The sequence below is a fragment of the Methanogenium organophilum genome, assembly GCF_026684035.1.
Lineage (GTDB): Archaea > Halobacteriota > Methanomicrobia > Methanomicrobiales > Methanomicrobiaceae > Methanogenium > Methanogenium organophilum.
This window is the reverse complement of sequence record NZ_CP113361.1, coordinates 1,587,039-1,609,150: the sequence shown is the minus strand read 5'-3', so window position 1 is coordinate 1,609,150 and position 22,112 is coordinate 1,587,039. Positions and strand designations below refer to the sequence as shown.

Here is a 22,112-nt window from a genome sequence, read left to right as displayed (position 1 = left end):
AGCTGCAGTATATTTTGATGGTGATTACATGGGGGACCTTGCACAGGGAAAATTGACCGTGCGTGTGATCAATATCGATGACAATGACGATGACGATGACAATGATGATGATGACGATGACGATGATGATGACCCGACATACAAACGTGTTATTCTTCACAAGGACGGATACAGCTCTGCAATAGCATTCCTCCCTGAATCAGAAGACGATCTGGGTCATGAATCCGTCTTTATTACCATGGTACCCTGGGAGGCCATAAATGGAAGTATTTTTATTGAATCAAACCCCCGGGGAGCAGATATCTATATTGACGAGGAAGAATCCGGAATAACCCCACATACAATTCCTGATTTGGCACCCGGTTTGTATATAATAAAACTTGTACGTCCCAGTTATGAAACATGGGAAGGGACGACAATTGTCACCGCCGGTGAAACCAGTGAAGTATATGTCCGGATGGAGAAGACTCATGCATTCGGATCAATCTCCCTGAATTCAGACCCGGAGGGTGCAAAAATATTCCTGGACGGATTGGATTATGGCACAACCCCGATAATGGTGGGCGGCATTACAACAGGTTCGCATACTGTTGAAATAACTATGGACGGGTTCAGAGACTTCACCACAACAGTCAATGTCACGGAAAATACCAAAATATCGGAAACATACCCACTCATATCCATAACAGAGCCACCAAAAGGGCCATGTTCACTCTCTATAACGTCATCGCCTGCAGGTGCAATGGTATACATTGATTCGGTGAGTAAGGGTGTCACCCCCATTACCATAACCGGCCTGACCCCGAGCATACATCAGGTAAAAATGACACAGGCGGGATACCATGACTATATGAAATCATTTGTGCTCTTACCGGATAATCCGCAAAAATTCAATATAACAATGGAACCGTTACCCGAACCCGAATTCGCATCCGGATCCCTCGTACCTGTAAGTATTTCACTCGTTGCGGTCATGCTTTTCGTTACCCGCAGGTGCCGCAGAAAGAAAGAATAGAATTATCTGATATCTGACGGGCCGTCGCGTTCCGGAATATACTCCACATCAAACCGGAAAAAATGGGTATACTCACAGTTCTCACAGTGGGTTGAGAAGTTTCGGCACCCAATGATCAAACGGTGCGGACCAGTGACATGACAGTTTTTACAGGTAGCGTCGGTCAGCAAATCCCAGACATCATAACACTCAACAGGAGTGAATTCACCGGGTTCTGCCGGGTCTTCAAATCGTGGCACGAATATCCGTGTTGCTCCACAGTTTGAACAGACAACCTCTGCCCGTGAAGAAGAGGCGGCGATCTCCTGATCGGCCATTTTGCCGCAGTTGTAGCAGGTAGTCGGGTACCGCATACCGATGAAATCTTCTGTCATGCGGAAAACTACACAGGCACGGTATAAATAGCTTTTTGGTGAGAAGAAACCACCCGCAAAATAATTTGGGTTTATATTTTATCAGCTAAAAGATTCGCAGACCCTCATATCGCATATCTGCAATACCCGCAACATAGCTAGACCATTGACAGCGGCCATAAACAGCACAATGACTGCAGGCTTCCATAGGGGAAAGTCAACGGATTTTCAAATGGTCAGGATGATATATTCACCGGAAGGGAGGCGGGACACTACAGCTTCTTTGCAGGAAGAACGAGAGATGAGAATACCCAAATTTCCCGGGTCACCATCGCTGACAGGAAGTAAAACATGCACTATTCATTGCTCTGTTTGAGATAATCAAACCGGCGGTACCTGACTGCAGATTCAAATCCCATCCGGATCTAGTAATTTGCATTGCACCAATATTGGATCAGATCATTCTGCCAATTCCGACAGATAGGCTGTGAATAAAAACCTGCACAGTCTCCCGCCACATTCCCCTGTCAGGAAAAATAATAAAAATATGAATTTAGATGGGTGGTGATTACATCATGCCAGGCGGCATTCCGCCCATTCCGCCCATGCCACCCATGGCAGCCATCTCTTCAGGTGAAGGGCCGGCGCCAGCGCCGGATGATGCAATGACATCGTCGATACGCAGGATCATCACAGCAGCCTCGGCTGCGGATGCAATTGCCTGGGTCTTTACCCGCATCGGCTCAATGACACCTGCAACCAGCATGTCAGTAGGCTTTGCCTCAAAGACATCAAGACCTGCGGTCTTCCGTCCTGCCTCGTGCTCTGAGCGGAGCTCAACAAGCATGTCGATGGGGTCAAGACCTGCATTCTCTGCGAGGGTGCGGGGGATGATCTCAAGTGCTGCTGCAAATGCTTCAATTGCAAGCTGTGCACGGCCGCCGACGGTTGCTGCGTACTCACGGAGACGCAGGGAGAGTTCAACTTCAGGTGCACCGCCGCCAGCGACGAACTTCTTGTCTTCCACGGCAACAGAGACCACACGGAGTGCGTCTTCGAGTGCACGGTCAAGTTCATCGACAACGTGTTCTGTGCCACCGCGGACAATGAGGGTTACTGCCTTCGGGTTAACGCACTCGGTCACGAAGATCATCTCTTCGCCGGAGACCTTCTTCTCTTCAACACGACCTGCATTACCGAGTTCAGACTCTTCGATTGCATCGATGGAAGAGACGACGGATGCGCCGGTTGCACGGGAGAGCTTGGTCAGGTCAGACTTCTTGACACGGCGAATTGCAAGGATACCTGCCTTTGCAAGGTAGTGCTGTGCGATGTCGTCAATACCCTTCTGGCAGACGAGGACGTTTGCACCGGAATTGATGACCTTGTCGACGATTGCCTTGATCATCTTCTCTTCTTCGTCAAGGAACATCTGGAGCTGGTCAGGGCTGGTGATGGAGATCTCTGCGTCAACTTCGGTCTTCTTGTACTCGACCGGAGCGTTGAGGAGCAGAATCTTTGCGTTCTCGACAACCTTTGGCATGCCGGGGTGGACACGCTCTTTGTCGATCACAACACCTTCGATGATCTCGGAGTCATCGATAGTGCCGCCGACCTTCTTCTCGATCTTGATGAAGTCGGTGTCAACCGAATTGTCTTCGTCAGCGACCATGGTAACTGCACGGACGACGAGGTCACAGAGTTTTTCCTTTGCGGCTTCTGCACCCTTGCCGGTCATTGCGGTGTCAGCAATCTTGGTGAGCATCTCAATATCGTCAGCCTTCACTTCGATTGCAATGTCTTTGATCAGTTCCTGTGCCTTGTCTGCTGCGAGGCGGTATCCGTGTGCAATGACGGTTGGGTGGACATCCTGCTCGAGGAGATCCTCTGAGCGCTTCAGGAGTTCACCTGCGACGACAACAGCGGTTGTCGTTCCGTCGCCGACCTCATCGTCCTGGGTCTTTGCGACTTCGACCATCATCTTTGCTGCCGGGTGCTCAATGTCCATCTCTTTGAGGATGGTCACACCATCGTTTGTGATGACGACATCACCGATAGTATCAACGAGCATTTTGTCCATGCCTTTCGGACCGAGTGTGGTGCGGACTGCGCCTGCAACGGCCTTTGCGGCTGCGATGTTAGAGCTCTGTGCATCGCGGCCACGGGTTCTCTGGCTGCCTTCTTTCAGAATGAAAATCGGCTGGCCTCCAAGATTTGCTGCCATAGTTATCACCAAATGCGATACAAAAATAGGTTTGTGGTTCTATATAAATATTTCTAATCATCAATCAGATCTATGAGGTCAGATCCGGATTCAAGAGACTCAAGTTCGGCCTCTCCAATAATCAGAGCAATACCAATCCTCTTTTGTTTATTGTAGCCTTTTATCACGCAAACCGCACGTGAATTTGTAATATTTGAGAGATTGGCGATAAGGGCCGCCCGCCTCATCACTTTCTGCGCAGGACCATATCCGGTGAGAATGGTCTCATCGCCATAGAACGCAAGCCCCTCAAAGGGCGCATTGCGGGTACTAAAATACTCCACCCCAATCCGGCTGAAGTCAGGAGGGAGTTCCTCAGAGTGATCCGGTATACCTTCTGCAAACGGATTCGGGTGTGAGAGCGGATCAATCGCCTCAACGAGTGCCATATCAAATATCTCTTCCATCCGGAATGCAATATCAAGGGTCGTACCCATCCCGCTCTCGTACTTTGATATAGTTCGCCGGGAAACACCGAGAGCAGATGCAAGATCACCCAGTGACATTCCCTGCTCTTCCCGCAATGTCCGGAGAAGACCTCCATTGATATTCACATACAGCCCGCCCGGCTGTGCATAGACAAGCGGGGGCACTTCTTCGACAAAGAAGTCATAGAGCGTCATGGCACTGGTAGATACAATACCGTACCGTATATATACGGCACCGCGCTCGAGTTCGGCATCACGTGCCTTCTCACCGACAACCAGCGGCTTTCCCTTAAGAAAATGTGCTATTGCAGCTAGTTCATGAGCAATCTCCTCGCTCATACTGTCAATGTGCACCACTCCCTTGATGACAAGAAGTTCATCAGCCCGCCGGGCAATCAGGTCAAAACTCCGTGGACGCATTCCGCATCGTTCAGATACGGCATATCCTGCCATAATCAGAATACTGGTGACTGTCTGGAGCAACCGTTCGGATGACATCTGGCTATAAACTGTTATAGCAGCGAACTCCATATAAAGAGTGGCATTTATGCGCATTGGTATTGACGATACAGATTCACCGGCAGGAATGTGCACTACCTATCTTGGAGCTGTGCTCATTCACCGGCTCACAAAGGCAGGAATACAGGTAACCGGCCAGAGCCTCATCCGCCTGAACCCAAATGTGATATATAAAACACGAGGAAATGCAGCCATCTGTATTGATGCAGAGGGGGACGCAGAACAGGCATTCAGGATTGCATCGGCCTGCATCGAAGAGCTGGCTGAATTTGACGAGGAAAAAACAAATCCCGGCCTTGTAGTGGCTGAAAATCCATTCCCCGTTTCGTTTTACCGACAGGCGGTCACCGGGTTCTGCACCATAAACGAGGCCGAAGCTGTCTGTCATGCGGCAGGGGCACGCACCAGAAAATGGAAGAACGGGAGGGGCATCATCGGGGCGACTGCCGCAGTTGCAGCCAAACAGGAAGATATGACCTGGGAACTCCTGGCATACCGTAATCCTGAGGACAAGGGGGAACGCATGGTTGAGAGAGAGAGCCTCTTTCGCGCAGAAAAGGAGACCTTCCCCCATACCTGGGACACCGTGGACATCGAAAACGACTGCATTGTCTGTTTCCCCCATACACCCGATCCGGTCATCTTCGGTATACGGGGAGAATCTCCGGAATGGGTGATAAAAGCACGGGAATATGTACGGTCCCAGAAACCGGTGATGGAAGTCATCTACCACACCAACCAGGGAACAGATGCTCACCTGCTGGAGGGGGAAATTGGCTCTCTTGCTGAAGGATGTTCATACCGCCTCAGGGGAGTCGTTGCAGATATACCGGAGACAGGACGCGGCGGGCATGTCTCGTTTCATCTCCGGGACATGTCAGAGGAAGTCCGGTGCATGGCGTATGAACCCACCAAAGGATTCCGGGATGTCATCCGCGGCCTTGCGCCGGGTGACGGGATCACCATCTGCGGCAGTTATAAAAACGGGAGCATCAACCTGGAGAAGATCCGGATTATCACCTGTCCGGAGATTGTCCGGCAGCGCCCACCCCTCTGCCCTTCCTGTGGGAAGAGAATGAAGAGCGACGGGGTAAATAAAGGATGGAAATGTCGTCGCTGCAAAACACGGGCAGAAGAACCGGAGATAATCCATGAATCGCGGACGGTATCACCCGGATGGTATGAAGTCCCGCCATCTGCACGCCGTCATCTGGTAAAACCGCTCTGCCGCGGGACACCTACAGAATAACCATTCATCCATTTTTTCGAGGATCTGATTCCCCGATTTCCCAATGGTACCGGAGTATGTCAGTCAGGACAGTCCCGGAATAAAAAAGAGGAAATTTCAGAGAGCATAGGCGGTGAGGCCCAGCTCTTCAAGTTTTTCATTTGTTGGCACACCGTTTTCATCCCAGCCGCGTTCGTCATAGTAGACCGGCATCATCTCACCGATATGGCTCACCGTGCCTTTGGAAGGTCCTGCAGGGATGGGGTCATTGAGCAGACGGGGCGGAAGCGTGTCATCTGCCCCGGTGTATCCCGCCTTCATGATGAAAAGGCGTTCCAGATTGTAGATCCGTTCACCGATCTTCATGATGTCGTCTGCGGTGTAGGTGACACCGGTTGCTGCCGTGAGTTCGGCAGCAATATCGTCACCGCCAATCGCAAAGGAGGTGAAGAGACAGGTGCCTGAGGCAGAGAGTGCTGCAGTCAGGTCCTGGAATATCTTCAGGATATCAGGTTTCCCCTCTGTTGTCGCAGGGTCCATCTTCATCGGAAGGCCGAGCACTTCGGGAGAGATCGTGTATCCCCTGACATGGCAACCACCGCGGTTTGATGTGGCATATTCAAGCCCGATGCCCTGAATGGCACGCGGGTCGTAGGCAGGCATCTCCTGCTTTTTCACGGTCATCGAGAGTTCGGAGTGACCGTAGGTATCCGCCAGCCGGTATGAACCTTCGGCAAGGTCATTGCCAAACCCTTTCCGGTACGCTGTCGCTTCGACCATCTCAACCATGGCATCCGCGTTTCCAAACCGGAGGTCAGTGAGTGTCGTCGAACGGTCGATGATTCCCTTCTCATAGAGCTCCATCGCACAGGCGATGGTGCTGCCCATCGAGATCGTATCAAGACCCAGGTCATTGCAGAGGAAATTTGCCTTCAGGACTGCATTGACATCAGATACACCGCAGTCAGATCCAAAAGCCCATGTCGTCTCGTACTCAGGGCCCTCACCGGATGAGGCGAATTTTCCGTGGGCCTTTTCAACACGCCCACAGCCAACAACACAGCCGGCGCACCCCTTGGCACTGGCGAGATTCTCTTTTGCCTGGGTTTCACCACTGATCTTATCCGCTTCTGTATCGTACGACTCCTGCCAGTTGCGGGTGGGGAGTGCTCCCACTTCATTGATAATATTGACGAGCACATTTGTGCCAAATGCCGGGAGACCACCGGATGTGACCGGGTTTTCGGTTATCTTTGTACGCCCGTCCTGGATGGCTTTGATAAAACCGGCCTTGTCAGCTATCTTTACTCCGCCGGTTCCACGGACGACAAATCCTTTAAGGTTCTTTGACCCCATCACCGCACCGATACCGGTCCTTCCTGCGGCACGGTGTTTGTCATTGATGATGGCCGCAAAAAGGACCAGATTCTCCCCTGCAGGTCCGATACAACTGACCTTTGCGTCAGGGTCTGTCTCTGCAAGCAGAAGATCCGTTGTATCCGGGACATTTTTACCCCAGAGATGTGCTGCATCGCGGATCTCAACACTGCCATTGTAGACATAGACATAGACCGGTTTTTCTGCCTTCCCTTCGAATATGACCATATCGTATCCGGCATACTTGATTTCCGGGCCAAAATACCCGCCGGAGTTGGATGCTGCAAGGGTGTCATTCAGAGGACCCTTTGCAATGATGTCATGGCGTCCTGTGGAGATACCCATCGTCCCGGTCAGGGGTCCGGTCGCATAAATGAGCTTGTTTTCCGGTCCCAGTGCATCGATTGTCGGATCAACTTCGTCCATAAAGTACTTTGAGCCGAGGCCACGACCTCCGATATACTCGTTTGCATCACCTGTTCTCAGGGGTTCCTTGATTACTGTGCCTTCCGTGAGATTCACACGCAGCACTGTGCCTGTCCAGCCGTACATTATATATTCCCCTCCCCAATTGCTGCAGCAATTTTTGCTGAAAAATTAAACTTCTTTTTGGAAACTGCTGCATCTGCAGGTACATACTCAATGGCATGTGTCGGGCAGTATTTCGCACATTCCGGGTCTCCGCCACAGAGATCACACTTCATTGGTGTCTTTGTGACCGCATTGTATGCAATATTGCCAAACGGACAGGCCATCTCACACATCCTGCATCCGATGCATTTTTCTCTGTTGATATTGACAATTCCGCTTTCGGTATCCTTTACCAGTGCATTGGTTCTGCACGCTGCAACACAGGCAGGACTGTCACACTGGAAGCAGGTCATCGGGATGGTGACTCCCATCTCAAACCGGTATACTGTTATTCGTGATTTGGAAGGTCTGAATTCCCCTTCATGGGCAAGGGAACAGGCCAGTTCGCATGTTCCGCAGCTGATACACTTCTCGGGTGCGATCATCAGCAGTTTTCTGGCATTTTCCATTGGATTTCAACTCCTGTAACGGATTCTATAATCAGATCATTACAAACGTCACATATCCCGACAACATAGATTAATGTATTCATGTCTGCATCCAAAAAAAAACGGACGATTATGGCCCAAATTTAAAAAAAACCAGAAATGTGTAAATTATCAATAATTTACAGGAACCTCAGGTTAATGGAATGAACAAAAAAAAGGAATTTCTGAGTTCCCTCCATTACGGGTTTATTATGCGCTCTGCCTCATCCCGTTTCCGGCACCGGGGGCAGAGTTCAGGAATCCCCGCTCCAAAGGTGTCTGCTTTCTCAAGCTGTTCTTCGGTCGCAAAGTATTCCCCACAGTCCGGACAGCGGACAAGCCTGAATTCCCGGCCCCAGATCTCACGGATATTCCCCTCTTCACGGACCTTTATCGCACCCGTCGGGCAGACCTCTGCACAGGCGGCACAGCCAACACATCCTACCGGGGGTTCATTGAATGGCGGCACGATGGTTCGATCCCACCCCCTCCCTGCAAAACTGAGGCAGTTGTTGCCAAGTGCCGTACAGGCCCTTACACAACGTCCACACCGGATACAGAGATCGTCATGCTCCACAACAAATCGTTCATCCAGCGGTTCCACGTCATATTCACGGGCAAGGTCCTGCAGGATAGTTGCCTGCGGACACCGGTTCAGGTGAAGCCGGATCACCGACCGCCGTGCATCCATTACCCGGTCAGTATCGGTAAATATCTCCATCGGTCCACGGACCGGATACATGCAGGCGACTGCCAGCTTTCGCTTTCCCCGTTCTTCCACTTCTACCTGACAGAGGCGGCAGTTGCCATCGGGAGGGAGGGCCTCATGATGGCAGAGGGTGGGAATTTCAATACCCAGCTCTTTAGCCGCTGCAAGAATCTTTGTTCCTTTTTCAACGGTTACCTTCTTCCCGTCAATGGTAATCTCAATCATCTCAGTCATCGGCCTTCCTCCGTTCAATGAGAATAGCATTAAACCGGCAGGCATCCACACAGGACCCGCAGGTAATACAGGCTTCCTGGTCCACCAGGTGCACCTGCTTTTTTTCACCGGTTATGGCATTCGCCGGGCAAACCCGTGCACACATCCCACATCCGGTGCAGGTTTCCGGATCGACTGCAACCGCATAGAGACCGGAACAAACTCCTGCCCGGCAGAACCCTTCCTTCTCATGCTCCTCATATTCCTCCATGAAGAACTTCATCGTCGAGAGCACCGGATTCGCTGATGTCTGGCCCAGACCACAGAGAGCAGTGTCGCGTACGGATTCTGCGATCTCTTTCAGAAGAGCCACGTCACCGGGTTTGGCCGTTCCCGATGTCAGGCCGTGAAGAAGCACCTGCATGGCACGCAGACCTTCCCGGCAGGGAGTACATTTTCCGCAACACTCTCCCACAAGGAAATCGATAAAGTAACTGGCTACATTGACCATGCAGGTGTGGTCATCCATGACGATGAGGCCGCCGGACCCCATCATGGCCCCTGCCTCTTTCAGATGATCAAAGTCGACCAGAGTGTCCAGTTTGGACTCCGGCAGACACCCGCCTGAGGGACCGCCGGACTGCACCGCCTTGAATGCACGGTTGTTCATCACCCCGCCGCCGATGTCAAAGATAATGCTGCGCAGGGGAATTCCCAGCGGCACTTCAACAAGACCGCTGTTTTTTACCTTGCCGACAAGCGAGAAGACCTTGGTTCCGCTGTTATTCTCAATCCCGATTCCCGCATACCATGCCGCACCGTTGAGGATAATCGTGGGAATATCGGACCATGTCTCCACATTATTGAGCAACGCAGGGGCATCCCAGAGCCCTTTTTCTGTGGAACGGATGTATTTCACCCGCGGGACGCCCGGCATGCCTTCAATGGATGCCATCAGTGCGGTTGATTCCCCGCAGACAAAGGCACCACCGCCACGGGTGATCTCGATATCGAAGGCAAACCCGCTTCCGAGAATGTCGGTGCCTAAGAGGCCAAGACGCTGCGCTTCCTCGATTGCCCGCCTGAGATTGGATACGGCGAGGGGGTACTCTTCACGGACATAGATATGCCCGCTGCCTGCCCCGACTGCAAAGGCACCGATGATCATGCCTTCAATGACACTGTGGGGGTCTCCTTCCATGAGACTCCGGTTCATGAAGGCGCCGGGGTCACCCTCGTCTCCGTTTGCGACCACATATTTTTGTTCGGCTTCCACAATCCGGGCGGACTCCCATTTCACTCCGGTCGGGAATCCACCGCCGCCACGTCCCCGGAGGCCGGAGGCAATGACCTCATCCACAACATCTTTTGGCGACATTGAGAGCGCTTTTGCAAGGCCTGCATAGCCACCCTCACGTATGTAGTCATTGATATCGGTCGGGTCGACATGCCCGGTCCGCTGGAGGACAATTCTCTGCTGATGGGCATAGAAGGGTATTTCCTCTTCGCTTTTGCACCGCGTTTTGGTTGCCGCATCCCGGTAGAGCAGGCGCTGAACAGGTTCACCTCCCACAATCGTCTTCTCAAATATCTCCGGGACATCATCCGGGGTTACATGCTGGTAGAAAATATTGACCGGATCGATCTGCACAATCGGTCCGTTCTCACAGAAGCCATGGCATCCGGTGGTATCAGCAGCGAAATCAACACCAACTTCCATGCCATGGTTCTCCGCCTCTGATACAAATGCATCATAGACCGCCTGACTTCCACTTGCGAGACAGCCGGTACCGGCACAGACACGTATACGTATGGGAGCACCCCCTCCTCTCGGGGGGAGAGAATTACGATATTCATCAAGTGCTTTCGGACTATTCAGTTTCATCTTCAAGAACCTCCTGGATGATACCAGGCACATCTTTTACCCTGACCTTCCCAAAGACGCGATCATTTATAGTCACTACCGGTGCAAGTGCACAGGCACCCAGACAGTTTACTGTCTGCAATGTGAACATGCCATCTTCAGTTGTCTCCCCGTTTTTGATTCCCAGTTCCTTCTCAAATGCTTTCAGCACCTCAGGCGATCCACGGATATGGCATGCCGTGCCGTCACACATTTTTATGACGTTCTTTCCGAGAGGAACAAGGCTGAGTGCCTTGTAGAACGTGGCAACGCTGTAAACCCGGCTTTCAGGTACATTCAGGTACGCGGCAACTGACCGCATCACATCAACAGAGATGTAATGCTCTTTCTCCTGAACATCCTGGAGAATTGCAAGCAGATAGCGTGGTTGTGCGGGATATGATGCTATTATTGACTTAGTAAGAGATTCCGTCTTTCACCACCTCATACACTGTCAGTTGCATGATAAACACACATTAATCCTTGCTTCCTGTCACCCGGTACTGAACCCAAACAAGTCCCATGCCTATTGTTGCATACCGGGAACCAGGACATGGGGCAATTCCGTTTCCTGTTACACGGATATGGCTGCTGAGACCGTGTCATTATTGCACAAAAAGCCTCTACGCTGGCGGTTGATGTATCACCGGTATTGCCAGAAGGACACATTGCCGGTAGGGTGAACATGCTGCTTGCACCTCTTAAGAGAGAACTGAAGACTACGGATAAAAACACCGGTTCGTATCTTATTTACTGCCACACAGACGCTGCCGGGTATATCCGGCGCAGAGACAGTTGTGGATGTAGGATTCAATCCGGTACACCGCCTCGAAGGAAATTATATTCAGTATGGCTGATTCCTGATACAGGGTGGCTGTCGAAGAAGAGTGCTGACAGGAAAAACGATACCCGCTGGCACAGGTCCCCTTCAGTTAGGTGGGATTGCCTGTGCCTGATAATCCAGCCCCCCATACCATTCATATTTTCCGGTGCCCATTCGTTTAATGCAGTATCCAGCCAATAACATAATCAGTTTATATGCACGGTGAGAACGGGAAGACCGCCTGCACCAGCCCGGTCATACAGGCGCGGGTCAGGGCAGGCATGACAGTGGCTGAACTTGTGGAAGAACTGGGGAATGCCGGAGCGTATAATGCAGGATATCTTGCACGGGCAACCGACATCTGCACAGAAATGTTTTCCGATGCAGATACAACACGGTTTCTGGGTCTTGCAGGGGCAATGGTTCCCGGTGGCATGGGGGGAATTGTGGAGGACCTCATCCGTGACGGGTACATTGATGTACTGGTATCAACCGGTGCCAACCTGACGCATGACACTATCGAGGCCATCGGATGCCACCATTACCACGGCACCGAGATCTGTGATGATGATGAACTCTTTGAAGAGGAAATAAATCGTATCTACGACATCTTCCTGCCATCAGACGCCTTTGTAACCTTTGAGGAGTTCATGCAGGAGACACTCGGAGAGCTTGAGGACGGAACAACCCTTTCAATATCCGGCCTCCTGCGCCACATCGGCGAACACCTTGACACCGGCATTCTTGCCGCAGCGGCAGAGGCAGACATTCCGGTCTACTGCCCCGCCATTCAGGACTCAATGATCGGTCTGCAGTACTGGCTCTTCAACCAGATGCATAAAGTGACAATTGACGCATTTGGTGATATGAACGGACTGATGGACACCTGTTTCAACGCAAAGCGGGCAGGCGCATTCCTGATCGGCGGTGGTGTACCGAAAAACTATATATTCCAGAGTATGCTCATGACGCCAAATGGCTTTGACTACGCAGTCCAGTTAACCGGTGACCGACCTGATCTTGGCGGGCTTTCCGGTGCAACACTGGACGAAGCAAAGTCATGGGGAAAGGTGACCGGTGAAGCACATGCACAGACCGTCTATGGTGATGCGACCATCACCCTGCCGCTAATAATTGCGGCCGTGCGGGAGCGGATGTCCCATGCCTGATCTGATCCTTGCCCTGGACGTGCTCTCCCGCGAGGAGGCGCTCAGCGTGGCAGAAGCTGCAGCACCTCATCTCGATGCGATAAAGATAGGCTACCCGCTGGTGCTCGCGGCAGGGCTTGATATTGCAGCACCCCTGAGTGAATTCGGGATCCCTCTTATCGCCGACTTTAAGGTGGCCGATATCCCGAACACCAACAGTCTGATTGCACAGCAGGTCTTTGCCGCCGGATTTTTTGCGATCATCTGCCAGGGATTCTGCGGGAGTGACTCTGTTGCTGCCTGCGTGGAGGCCGCAGATGACGCCGGGGGAGAATGTTATGTTGTGGCGGAGATGAGTCATCCCGGAGCCCTTGAATTCCTGAGCGGAAAGAATGCTGAACTGCTGGCACAGATGGCGGTAGACGCCGGGGCGCACGGCATCATTGCACCGGCTACACGCCCGGAACGTGTGCAGACCCTACGTGCGATCATCGGCGATAAGAAGATCCTGTCTCCCGGTGTCGGTGCACAGGGTGGAGATCCCGAAACCATTGCCCCGCTGATCGATGGCATGATCGTCGGCAGGAGTATTTACACTGCAGAGGATCCGGCAGAGGCAGCACGTACTTATGCCCGATTCCGCCGATGATGAGTGACCGATTCTGATGCGGGCCATAACGGCCGGCAGGTGATGAACCCTATGAGTCACCTGAGGCAAACCCTTTTTGGATGGTAATTTAGCAGTATTCCTCCCGAAGAAATCTGCGGATGATTTTTATCCGGCATGCAAAGAGAAATTAATTACGCAAACTGCGGGAAAAGAGGAGTTCAGGATAATGCCGCATAATTCAGGGGCATTACCATGAGTGACACCCATACTTTTATCGTCCCGGTTGCTGAGAATATTTCTATGAACTGGACATCCGAACAACTTGCTCTGAAGAAAAAGTACTCTACTCTTGAAGATATTCCTGTTGAAGAACGCAGGTACAAATGCCACACCTGTCACCACGTTGTCGATGAAACTCCATGCCCCTGCTGCGGCGAAACACAACTGGAGATAATGTGCCCGCTCGACCACTGCCACTGCACCCACAATATCACTGAAACGATTGAATACTGCCCACTCTGTGGTCAGGCCGTTTGTCCTGAATGCGGTAGCCATGACGTGTCTCAGGTATCCCGGGTGACCGGCTATCTTGCAGATGTGGCCGGATGGAACCAGGGCAAGCAGCAGGAACTTAAAGACCGGGCCCGCTACAACGTAGCCTGATTTCATTTACATTTAATTGTTTTATATCCACAGTGTTTTTTATTTTTGATACGAAGTATAGTTATATGCGATATTTTCTCCGGGACGGAGCATTCGTTATACGGGGTCCATTCACTGCGATTATGTCTGGTGCACAGCATAGAGGAGAGGGAGGTATGCGCCTATCGACCGTCATCGCAGCTCATCTGCATCATACCAGTACAAAGGAAGATTCTCAATCTTTTTTTCAGAGGATTCTCAGGAAAAACGGATATGGTACTGACATAGTCGGTCTGCACGTCACAACATCCGTAGACAATTTTCGCGTCTTTGCCTACGACGGCATTATGGTCTTCATCCATTCACAACCGGTTGGGTCAAATAACCAGCCCGGCCCGGTAACAGTCATTGTTAATTCACGCGAACCGCTCCCTGAAGAGGGACTCCGGGCACTTCTGCGTACTGCAAAGGATGCACGAGATCAGGCATTTATCTCCGCGGGGTTTTCTGAAACTGAAGCAGAAGCGAATACCATACTGATCTGCTGTGAGGAAATGGAAGAATCAAAGAATGAACAAGAACGGATAAAACGGGCACAGGCATTGGTATATGAAACAATCACATACGGTATTCCCGAAACCTGGGCGCCCCATGAGACAGAATCCATGAGAAGGCCGCCATTCTATATTCACAGTTCTATTGGCGGCGAGCGGTGGACGCGATGGAATCCAGAAGGATGTCCCTATTACCCCTGCCATCCGTCCAGCAAAGAGCAAATATGTGACTTTTGTTACTGCCCGCTATACCCTTGCGGCGACAAAACACTGGGAAAATGGCTTGAGCGCGAGAACGGCGGGAGAATATGGTCCTGCGAAGGATGCACTCTTGTACATGAACCCGTTGTAGCAGAATACCTTACACTACATCCAGAGGCATCAGCCGAAGAACTGAAAAATATACACAAAAAAGAGAATAATTACCAATAATATTTCTTATTCTTCCATACCCAAAGCTTCAAGGAGCTCATCAAGAGGGATCCCGTGACCAAGGGCTGCCTGTCGTAAAGATTCTCCATTTGCAAGAGCGCAACCGATACATCCCATACCAAATCTGAATAGGATATCTGCTGCTTCTGGTTTCTCTCTTAATACATCTGCAATTGTACTGTCTGCGGTAACAGTCATGGCATTTCTCTTTGACATCCGGAGTATTTATTATTATATCATATTGCTTTCGCAAATTCACTTTCACCCTCCACGGCGAGGTATTAATCATTAGGTATGGATACAAAATGTTCAAACCAATCAGGTATTATGTATCGCATGATGAACACTTAGATAATTAAAAAAACCACGGAGATGGAAAATGGATCAAATTACCCAAACAGCAGAAAGAATCTCCAGAACAATTGAAGAACGGGGGGGCACGCCGGAAACAGAAAAGATTGCGGCAAAACTTCGCCTTCTTATCAATGAGTTTCTTATCCCGGCAGAAGACGCCGAACGCCAGGTCACAAATGAAGTGATGCGTGAACAGCAGATCACCCCGAAACGTGAAGCAGAAGATAAAAAGCAGATCGCAGAACTTCAGGCAAACGACTGGGCCACCATTGAAGGAAAAGTTGTGATGGTCACTGCCGGAGGAAATCCTGCAATCGCTCAGCGGGGAATTATTGCAGACGAAAGCGGTGCCATTGAATTTGTTATCTGGGAGAAGGCACAGATACCAGCTCTTGAAGAAAATGCATGGTATAGAATTGAATCCTGTGTTACAGATGAATTCAGGGATAATCTCAATGTCAAACTACACTCCGGTACAAATGTTGTCCCGGTGCCTGGGATGAGCAGGATTGTCAGCCAGGACTGGCACAAAATTGCCGAAAGGATGACCGGTACGTCTGCAGATTCGTCTGAACTGAGAACCATCGCATCACTCAATCCTGATGAGTGGGTCACTATTGAAGGAAAGGTGACGAAAACATCAGAAGGGGGAAATCCTGCGATTTCACAACGGGGAATTATTGCAGATGCAACTGATGCGATTGAATTTGTCATCTGGAGTAAATCAGAACTTCCACCACTGGAAGAAGAAAAATGGTACAGAATTGAGTCGGCTGTTGCTGATAGCTTTAAAGAAAAGATGAATCTCAAGCTCCATTCAGGTACTAAAGTAACTCCAATCACTGATACCGGGAATACGGTGGCATCAGCAGCGGATGAAATGGCGGAATCACTGAATACCACATCAGGCAGTCCGGATACCGTCGGCGAGATTGGATCCGCAAAGCCAAACGACTGGGTGACTGTCGAAGGAAAAATTGTAGCCCTTCAGCCATCCCCCAGCCCTGCCATTGCACAGAAGGGTATTATCGCAGACCCAAGCGGTGCAATGGAATTTGTCATCTGGGAAAAAGCAGGTGCAGAACCGCTTGAAGAACACAAGTGGTACAGACTGGAGAACGCAACCATCGACGAATTCCGGGGTGCCCCCAATATGAAGATTCACTCCGGCACAACCATCACCCCAATTGCAGAGGACCGTGCTCTGATGCCAGTTGTCACCCCCCTCGCAGACCTCACTCCAGGGGTCGCCTGCGTCCGCGTAAAAATGCTCACCAACTGGGAAGTGCGAACGGACCGGATGCTCCAGACCGGTCTTGTCGGTGATGAAACCGACCGGATGAAATTTATCATCTGGAAGAACAGGGACGAGAGTGCAGAGGAGATCACACTTGAGGAAGACCGCGTCTACAGCATCTATTATGCAGGTGTTGAGGAATACAACGAACGATATTCTCTCAATCTTTCCGGGGCAACCATTCTTGAGGAAGAAGGAGCGGACATTGAAATCGGAAGTGACGGACGCAATGAAACAATTGTCGGTGCGGTTGTTCACATGAGTACGGGGTCAGGCCTGATCAAACGCTGCAGGGTTGAAGGATGCAACCGTGCACTTTCGCGTCAGAATTTCTGCCCGGTTCATGAAATGCAGCAGGATTTCCGCTATGACCTCAGGATTACCGGTGTTGTTGATGACGGTATCACTGCAACAAATATCATCATGCAACGAGAAGCTGTCGAAAAGGTAACAGGCCTAACCCTTGAAAAAGCAATTGAAATTGCAGAAAATTCACCACTTGGGCCGGATGATGTCTTCATGCAGTTCCAGGAACGTCTGATGGGACGATACATCTCTTGCAATGGTCCGAATATTGACGGAACCGTCCTTGTCCGTGACTCCGATACTGTCGCCCTGGTAACCTACGACCAGGGAGAACATGCGATGCTCATCAACCGGGCCGAAGGTCAGACAGGAGGGGATCACTCATGAGTACACCAACACAAACAACAACACCTGCAAACACACAACGCCGCTATATCCGTGAACCCGCACGCAGAGCATTTGCAGCGGAAGTCCGGGAAATCCGCCTCACCTTTAAAGACGGGGAAGATGAGAAAAGTCCGGTCTATGTGATGCTTCCCAGCGGAATCCGCTCCAACCGTCTCTTTTTCTGCGGACAGATGATACGTAAAGAGCTGAAAGGAGACGAAAATGCATTTTACTCGGTGCGTGTGCAGGACCCGACCGGGATATTCTTTGTGAACGCCGGCAGTTACCAGCCTGAGGCAAAACAACAGATCTCACGAATTGATGAGAGTGCCTGGGTGGCGGTCGTTGGAAAGGCACAGGCACGCAATACTCCTGACGGTGCAACCTTTGTCTCTATTCGGGCAGAAACGGTTGCAGAGATTGACGAGGACACCTACCGGAAATGGGTGGATGAAACGGCAGCCCAGACACTTGACCGTGCGGATGCCTTTGGGGAGACCGAAGACAGCAAAAAAGCACGGGAATTCTATGCAAACGACCCGGAAACCTACCGCCAGATGGCACTCCATGCACTCCAGCGGATTACATTCTAAAACCTTTTTTTCCTGTGTGTCATATTGATACTATAAGACCACATCCAGGCAGATCTGTAGCATTCAATCCAACCCCCCCAGGTGATGATTTACTGAACCCAAAAGAGCCCCAATCACAAACGGAGATACTGGCGAGTTTCCTTGGTGTATCAGCGGGTCGCATCACACAATCGACGGGCAGACTCTATGGCTACCACGCATATTACTGCGATGGAATACAGGCATACCTGGTCCTCAGCGAAGAGGAAGCGGAACAGGCAGCACAAAAAGCAATCTCCGAACGTGTATGGGTTATCGCGCTGGAATCAATCTTTGAATATTTTGGTATTGATGCATATCCATCAGATGCAATAGAAGCTATCGGGAAAGAGCCGCTCTTTCATGTCAATGATGAGCTGCGTGCAATTATTAATCGTACCTGCGGAATGGAGACACTTACTTCACGAATGCTTGAACTGGGAAACCGGCCAAACATTCTCGCAGATTATGACCAGCGTGAACACCGCTATAAGAATTTCTGCATATATCGTCTGTTTTAATTAATCAGTTCCGTTTTCCCGGAGAAACAGGGCCCTTCCATTCTCCTTTCAGTTCCGGATAATCACGAAGGATCTTGCTCACCGTGCTACGGGAAACACCAAAGATACGGCACACTTCACCAATTGTCTTTCCTGACCGCCGTGCTGCCAGAAGATCAGATATCCCCTTCTCATCCAGGGCTGCCGGACGACCGGGCCTGCGGGTGGAAACACCGGATCGTTTTTTTATCCGATTTTCAAGACCATTCTGGGCGGCAAACTGTTCAAGATACCGGGAAAATGCATTTACAGCTTCCCTCCGTTCATCAGAATCATACCTTCCTGAAATAAAATCGCCGCGGGCCCAGTATGGGATATACCCCCTTTCTAAAACGATGGAAAGCTCACTAATGAAAACATCAGGGATCTTCAGCGTTGTATCCAGATCATAAAAAATGATATTCGAAATGCCTTTTTCCGCACAGTAATTAACCATTTCAATGAATTCGGAACGATTTGACGCAGGAATGAAAGGAGACTGATTATCATGAAATATCCGCTCAATCTCAAACCGATATTTGCAAAAATTTTCAATATCAACTTTTTGTTTCTCAAAATCAGCGGGTTTACGACTGTTCAGATACACCACTGACTGTTGTTTCATATTATCACATCATAGGAGGATATGGTATATTCTTCAATAACCATATAAATAAATTTTGTAGGATTTAAATGGCAAAACAAGCCATCGCTATTTCAGGCAAATGCATACAACAGTAACAGATTCACTCCCAAAGAAGACATTCAGCAAGATATTCCCCATATTTTGATACCCTCTCATCATGCTATTCACAACGAACAGGAAAGAAACCCCATTAATCCTGGGATACCTACTGCAATAAAAATAAAAATTGCAGGTAACCGGGATTATTTTCCGGCAGTGATACCCCCAAACCACCGCCGGATACGTATGCTATATTTTCCGGTGAATGAACCAACACATGATGTTACAACCACGAGGGCAGCAACGACAGGGACGACAGCAGATGACCCGTATAACAGTGCCAGAAGAATAGAAAATTCTCCCCGTGATGTCGTATCTGCCCATATATCAATTCCGGAGAGAGCTCTTCCATGAATAACTTTCCCGATTAAAACCCCTGAACAGAACTTGGTGACAATTGCAAGAATAATCACAGATGCGAGGAGAATCAGCGATGGTGCACCGGAAAAACTGACAGATATCCCAAAAAAGACAAAAAATACAACCAGGAACACCTCTCTGAACGGGCGGGCGACCGCTTCTGCACGTTCTGATGCGACAAGTGATATGGCTGAACCAAGAATGATGACAAGCAGGCTGTCAGGTACACCGGTCACACCAGCGATGGCGACGGCGAGCACAACACTGAGAAAAACTACCAGTATTGGAAGTTCATCTTCCCGTGCAAAGAACTGGTGGAGATGACCCCTGAATTTCCATGCAAAGGTAAAGGCAGCCACTGCCACACAGAGGATAATTCCTATTGTGCGAAGGGGGGACACGTCCTGTGAGGCTAACATAATCAGCAGTGCAACGAGTATAATATCCTCAAAGACCATCAGCCAGATAACCGTATCAGATTCCCGAAACCCAAGTTTACGGTTATCAATAAGCGATGAGAGCGCGATTGCGGAACTTGAAATATAAAATGCACCTGCGAGCACCACCGCATCATAGAGTGGCAACCCAATGATAAATGCGACCGCAAACCCAGCAGAAAAATTAATGCAGAGATCAATAATTCCTGCCTTCAGAAACGAGCTGCGCCGCTTCGCAACCTCACCCGGGTGAAGATGAAGACCCATCGTGAAGAGCAGGAACAAGAGACCCATGTGGGCGATCCATTCAGAAACCTCAGACGAATGCACAACACCAAGGCCCGCAGTCCCTAAGAGCAGACCAGTGATGATATAAAAGGGAATGGGCGGAATAGCATATCGGCGGCAAATGAGTGCCACTCCTACACATACTGCCAGTGCAACGGCAATTCCTTCCATCCGGTTTACTCCATAAACTCCTGCTCAAATGCACGGATCTGGTCGGATTCTCCGATAACGACAACAGCATCTCCCGAAATAAATCTGAAATCCGGACGCGGATTCACCGTATTTTTCCCATCACGTGAAACCGCGAGGACGGTCACTCCGGTGCGGGAACGGATATCGAGATCACTGATTGCCTTTCCGGCGAGTTTCGCACCGATGATATAGGTGTGTACCACAATCCTGAGATCTGCCAGAGCGGAGAATGCAATCTCCACCCCTTCCTCCTCCGCCTCCATAATGGCGCCGGTAAGGACATTCCCCAATCGGCGTGTCTCCATTGGATTTAGATCTGCGGCATAACATTCCGGACATCGTGCCGGCTGGGTGTACAGCTGAACCCTGCCGTTTGCCATGAAGATGACAGAAATAATGTCTCCGCTATCTGTCTCCAGTTCATATTTCGTCCCGATGCCGGGAAGCACCTGGTGAAAGAACCCCATACCTCAGAATACGGGACGAGAGCATTAATGTATACCGGTACAGAAGTACTCAACGTGTTAGCAGGGCCGTTTTGTGTGCAATGCACCCGAGGAGACAATCAATGAAACAGATACCCGGAAAAAAGCTGAAGGCAGCAGATATTGCAGAGATGACAGGGCTCTCTGAAGAACAGGTACATGATATCGCACACCGCCATGGCAACCGGATATCTTCCCGGCAGGTAGGAAGAATTCAGGTATACGACGAACGGGCAGCAGATGTATTTACGGCAATCGCTGATGAAGAACAAAAGAAGCAGGCAGGACAAAAAACCGCGCAAACAAGACATTCAGAAGAGCTCAGAAAACACAAAGGGAAACCCGCGCCTGCGTCCCGTCTCAGTTCCATTTCCAAAACACGTGAAGATGAGAATACCGTGCAGAAACAAAAAATAACGGCAGGTCACGGTAGTGTTCCCAATCATCTCATTCAGACGGTTGCAATGCAGGGGCAGCAGTTTTCCCGGTTTGCCGACCGTATCACCTCCCTGGAAGAGAAAATGGTCAGAGACCGGGAAGAATTCGGAGAACGTATCGACCGGCTTGAACGACAGGTCGCCGCCATCCAGGAACAGATGGAAGCAGTGGACACCTGGATCACACATGTTGACAGCCAGCTGGACCAAAATGACACACGGATCACCCGGCTCGCAGAAGAGACCCACACCTGGACAGAATATGTCAGGGATGAACTTGCGTGGCTCAGACTGTCCTGGTGGAAACGAAGACAGCAGAAATAATTCTTCTCTCCGGAAATATCACGATAAACCGGCTATCGGGATACTATATTTTCTTTTTGGCGGCATACCCCTTTT

General features: G+C 50.4%; 22 protein-coding genes. 10 read left to right on the top strand and 12 right to left on the bottom strand.

The genetic code is table 11. The features are described from left to right. Nucleotides 1–28 precede the first annotated feature (28 nt). Nucleotides 29–1,015 (top strand): PEGA domain-containing protein, encoded by a 987-nt coding sequence (locus OU421_RS07980; RefSeq protein ID WP_268185558.1) that lies wholly within the window; start codon nucleotides 29–31, stop codon nucleotides 1,013–1,015. Between the two features lie 2 nt (nucleotides 1,016–1,017). Here the strand turns inward: OU421_RS07980 and OU421_RS07975 are convergent, their stop codons facing one another. From OU421_RS07975 to OU421_RS07965, 3 genes are all read right to left on the bottom strand, one after another. Beyond that, the gene (locus OU421_RS07975) at nucleotides 1,018–1,389 is read right to left on the bottom strand and encodes a hypothetical protein (RefSeq protein WP_268185556.1); all 372 of its coding nucleotides are present in this window, start codon (nucleotides 1,387–1,389) and stop codon (nucleotides 1,018–1,020) included. Nucleotides 1,390–1,936: 547 nt separating this feature from the next. Then, nucleotides 1,937–3,592: a thermosome subunit alpha gene (gene thsA / locus OU421_RS07970; protein WP_268185554.1), complete on the bottom strand. Its 1,656-nt coding sequence runs from the start codon at nucleotides 3,590–3,592 to the stop codon at nucleotides 1,937–1,939. A gap of 53 nt (nucleotides 3,593–3,645) precedes the next feature. After that, complete coding sequence (locus tag OU421_RS07965) at nucleotides 3,646–4,557, bottom strand: transcriptional regulator (protein ID WP_268185553.1); 912 nt, start codon at nucleotides 4,555–4,557, stop codon at nucleotides 3,646–3,648. A gap of 49 nt (nucleotides 4,558–4,606) precedes the next feature. On the opposite strand from OU421_RS07965, the gene OU421_RS07960 reads away from it, so the two are divergent. Next, entirely contained in the window at nucleotides 4,607–5,827 is a 1,221-nt protein-coding gene (locus tag OU421_RS07960) for a tRNA(Ile)(2)-agmatinylcytidine synthase (RefSeq protein WP_268185551.1), read from the top strand. Nucleotides 5,828–5,923: 96 nt separating this feature from the next. Here the strand turns inward: OU421_RS07960 and OU421_RS07955 are convergent, their stop codons facing one another. From OU421_RS07955 to nuoE, 5 genes are all read right to left on the bottom strand, one after another. After that, the gene (locus OU421_RS07955; RefSeq protein ID WP_268185549.1) at nucleotides 5,924–7,735 is read right to left on the bottom strand and encodes an aldehyde ferredoxin oxidoreductase family protein; all 1,812 of its coding nucleotides are present in this window, start codon (nucleotides 7,733–7,735) and stop codon (nucleotides 5,924–5,926) included. After that, complete coding sequence (locus OU421_RS07950) at nucleotides 7,735–8,223, bottom strand: 4Fe-4S dicluster domain-containing protein (RefSeq protein ID WP_268185547.1); 489 nt, start codon at nucleotides 8,221–8,223, stop codon at nucleotides 7,735–7,737. Before OU421_RS07950 ends, OU421_RS07955 begins: the two co-directional genes overlap by 1 nt. Nucleotides 8,224–8,440: 217 nt before the next feature. Further along, the gene (locus tag OU421_RS07945) at nucleotides 8,441–9,184 is read right to left on the bottom strand and encodes a 2Fe-2S iron-sulfur cluster-binding protein (RefSeq protein WP_268185546.1); all 744 of its coding nucleotides are present in this window, start codon (nucleotides 9,182–9,184) and stop codon (nucleotides 8,441–8,443) included. Beyond that, entirely contained in the window at nucleotides 9,177–11,048 is a 1,872-nt protein-coding gene (locus OU421_RS07940; protein ID WP_268185545.1) for an NADH-ubiquinone oxidoreductase-F iron-sulfur binding region domain-containing protein, read from the bottom strand. The genes OU421_RS07945 and OU421_RS07940 overlap by 8 nt, the downstream gene beginning before the upstream one ends. Next, entirely contained in the window at nucleotides 11,035–11,475 is a 441-nt protein-coding gene (gene nuoE, locus OU421_RS07935) for an NADH-quinone oxidoreductase subunit NuoE (protein ID WP_268187884.1), read from the bottom strand. The genes OU421_RS07940 and nuoE overlap by 14 nt, the downstream gene beginning before the upstream one ends. 629 nt (nucleotides 11,476–12,104) lie before the next feature. Between nuoE and OU421_RS07930 the strand changes: the two genes are divergently transcribed. From OU421_RS07930 to OU421_RS07915, 4 genes are all read left to right on the top strand, one after another. Next, nucleotides 12,105–13,058 (top strand): deoxyhypusine synthase, encoded by a 954-nt coding sequence (locus tag OU421_RS07930; RefSeq protein ID WP_268185543.1) that lies wholly within the window; start codon nucleotides 12,105–12,107, stop codon nucleotides 13,056–13,058. Next, nucleotides 13,051–13,686, top strand: coding sequence for an orotidine-5'-phosphate decarboxylase (pyrF, locus tag OU421_RS07925; RefSeq protein WP_268185542.1), 636 nt, complete (start codon nucleotides 13,051–13,053; stop codon nucleotides 13,684–13,686). The genes OU421_RS07930 and pyrF overlap by 8 nt, the downstream gene beginning before the upstream one ends. 261 nt (nucleotides 13,687–13,947) lie before the next feature. After that, entirely contained in the window at nucleotides 13,948–14,310 is a 363-nt protein-coding gene (gene nrdD, locus OU421_RS07920; RefSeq protein WP_268185540.1) for an anaerobic ribonucleoside-triphosphate reductase, read from the top strand. A 155-nt stretch (nucleotides 14,311–14,465) separates the two neighbouring features. After that, nucleotides 14,466–15,275, top strand: coding sequence for a cysteine-rich small domain-containing protein (locus OU421_RS07915; protein ID WP_268185539.1), 810 nt, complete (start codon nucleotides 14,466–14,468; stop codon nucleotides 15,273–15,275). 6 nt (nucleotides 15,276–15,281) lie between these two features. On the opposite strand, the gene OU421_RS07910 is transcribed toward OU421_RS07915, so the two are convergent. Further along, a complete protein-coding gene (locus tag OU421_RS07910) occupies nucleotides 15,282–15,473 on the bottom strand; it encodes a DUF1858 domain-containing protein (RefSeq protein ID WP_268185537.1) in 192 nt (63 codons plus the stop codon). 181 nt (nucleotides 15,474–15,654) lie between these two features. Between OU421_RS07910 and OU421_RS07905 the strand changes: the two genes are divergently transcribed. The 3 genes from OU421_RS07905 to OU421_RS07895 are packed head-to-tail and all read left to right on the top strand — an operon-like array spanning nucleotide 15,655 to nucleotide 18,751. Further along, nucleotides 15,655–17,619: a hypothetical protein gene (locus tag OU421_RS07905; protein ID WP_268185536.1), complete on the top strand. Its 1,965-nt coding sequence runs from the start codon at nucleotides 15,655–15,657 to the stop codon at nucleotides 17,617–17,619. Beyond that, the gene (locus OU421_RS07900; protein WP_268185534.1) at nucleotides 17,616–18,212 is read left to right on the top strand and encodes a nucleic acid-binding protein; all 597 of its coding nucleotides are present in this window, start codon (nucleotides 17,616–17,618) and stop codon (nucleotides 18,210–18,212) included. Before OU421_RS07905 ends, OU421_RS07900 begins: the two co-directional genes overlap by 4 nt. Nucleotides 18,213–18,226: 14 nt before the next feature. After that, the gene (locus tag OU421_RS07895) at nucleotides 18,227–18,751 is read left to right on the top strand and encodes a hypothetical protein (RefSeq protein WP_268185532.1); all 525 of its coding nucleotides are present in this window, start codon (nucleotides 18,227–18,229) and stop codon (nucleotides 18,749–18,751) included. A gap of 4 nt (nucleotides 18,752–18,755) precedes the next feature. Here OU421_RS07895 and OU421_RS07890 read toward each other — a convergent pair whose 3' ends face one another. The 3 genes from OU421_RS07890 to OU421_RS07880 form a co-directional block, all read right to left on the bottom strand. Continuing rightward, nucleotides 18,756–19,394: a helix-turn-helix domain-containing protein gene (locus tag OU421_RS07890; protein WP_268185531.1), complete on the bottom strand. Its 639-nt coding sequence runs from the start codon at nucleotides 19,392–19,394 to the stop codon at nucleotides 18,756–18,758. Nucleotides 19,395–19,657: 263 nt separating this feature from the next. Next, a complete protein-coding gene (locus tag OU421_RS07885; RefSeq protein ID WP_268185529.1) occupies nucleotides 19,658–20,770 on the bottom strand; it encodes a cation:proton antiporter in 1,113 nt (370 codons plus the stop codon). 5 nt (nucleotides 20,771–20,775) lie between these two features. After that, on the bottom strand, nucleotides 20,776–21,258 hold the full coding sequence (locus OU421_RS07880) for a cation:proton antiporter regulatory subunit (RefSeq protein WP_268185528.1): 483 nt from the start codon (nucleotides 21,256–21,258) through the stop codon (nucleotides 20,776–20,778). 101 nt (nucleotides 21,259–21,359) lie between these two features. On the opposite strand from OU421_RS07880, the gene OU421_RS07875 reads away from it, so the two are divergent. Further along, nucleotides 21,360–22,037: a hypothetical protein gene (locus tag OU421_RS07875; RefSeq protein ID WP_268185526.1), complete on the top strand. Its 678-nt coding sequence runs from the start codon at nucleotides 21,360–21,362 to the stop codon at nucleotides 22,035–22,037. Nucleotides 22,038–22,112: the final 75 nt, after the last annotated feature.

Coding starts and splice junctions, on each gene's coding strand:
- OU421_RS07980 (WP_268185558.1), top strand. CDS start 29: ATGGGGGACCTTGCACAGGGAAAATTGACCGTGCGTGTGATCAATATC.
- OU421_RS07975 (WP_268185556.1), bottom strand. CDS start 1,389: ATGACAGAAGATTTCATCGGTATGCGGTACCCGACTACCTGCTACAAC.
- thsA (WP_268185554.1), bottom strand. CDS start 3,592: ATGGCAGCAAATCTTGGAGGCCAGCCGATTTTCATTCTGAAAGAAGGC.
- OU421_RS07965 (WP_268185553.1), bottom strand. CDS start 4,557: ATGTCATCCGAACGGTTGCTCCAGACAGTCACCAGTATTCTGATTATG.
- OU421_RS07960 (WP_268185551.1), top strand. CDS start 4,607: ATGCGCATTGGTATTGACGATACAGATTCACCGGCAGGAATGTGCACT.
- OU421_RS07955 (WP_268185549.1), bottom strand. CDS start 7,735: ATGTACGGCTGGACAGGCACAGTGCTGCGTGTGAATCTCACGGAAGGC.
- OU421_RS07950 (WP_268185547.1), bottom strand. CDS start 8,223: ATGGAAAATGCCAGAAAACTGCTGATGATCGCACCCGAGAAGTGTATC.
- OU421_RS07945 (WP_268185546.1), bottom strand. CDS start 9,184: ATGACTGAGATGATTGAGATTACCATTGACGGGAAGAAGGTAACCGTT.
- OU421_RS07940 (WP_268185545.1), bottom strand. CDS start 11,048: ATGAAACTGAATAGTCCGAAAGCACTTGATGAATATCGTAATTCTCTC.
- OU421_RS07930 (WP_268185543.1), top strand. CDS start 12,105: ATGCACGGTGAGAACGGGAAGACCGCCTGCACCAGCCCGGTCATACAG.
- pyrF (WP_268185542.1), top strand. CDS start 13,051: ATGCCTGATCTGATCCTTGCCCTGGACGTGCTCTCCCGCGAGGAGGCG.
- nrdD (WP_268185540.1), top strand. CDS start 13,948: ATGAACTGGACATCCGAACAACTTGCTCTGAAGAAAAAGTACTCTACT.
- OU421_RS07915 (WP_268185539.1), top strand. CDS start 14,466: ATGCGCCTATCGACCGTCATCGCAGCTCATCTGCATCATACCAGTACA.
- OU421_RS07910 (WP_268185537.1), bottom strand. CDS start 15,473: ATGACTGTTACCGCAGACAGTACAATTGCAGATGTATTAAGAGAGAAA.
- OU421_RS07905 (WP_268185536.1), top strand. CDS start 15,655: ATGGATCAAATTACCCAAACAGCAGAAAGAATCTCCAGAACAATTGAA.
- OU421_RS07900 (WP_268185534.1), top strand. CDS start 17,616: ATGAGTACACCAACACAAACAACAACACCTGCAAACACACAACGCCGC.
- OU421_RS07890 (WP_268185531.1), bottom strand. CDS start 19,394: ATGAAACAACAGTCAGTGGTGTATCTGAACAGTCGTAAACCCGCTGAT.
- OU421_RS07885 (WP_268185529.1), bottom strand. CDS start 20,770: ATGGAAGGAATTGCCGTTGCACTGGCAGTATGTGTAGGAGTGGCACTC.
- OU421_RS07880 (WP_268185528.1), bottom strand. CDS start 21,258: ATGGGGTTCTTTCACCAGGTGCTTCCCGGCATCGGGACGAAATATGAA.
- OU421_RS07875 (WP_268185526.1), top strand. CDS start 21,360: ATGAAACAGATACCCGGAAAAAAGCTGAAGGCAGCAGATATTGCAGAG.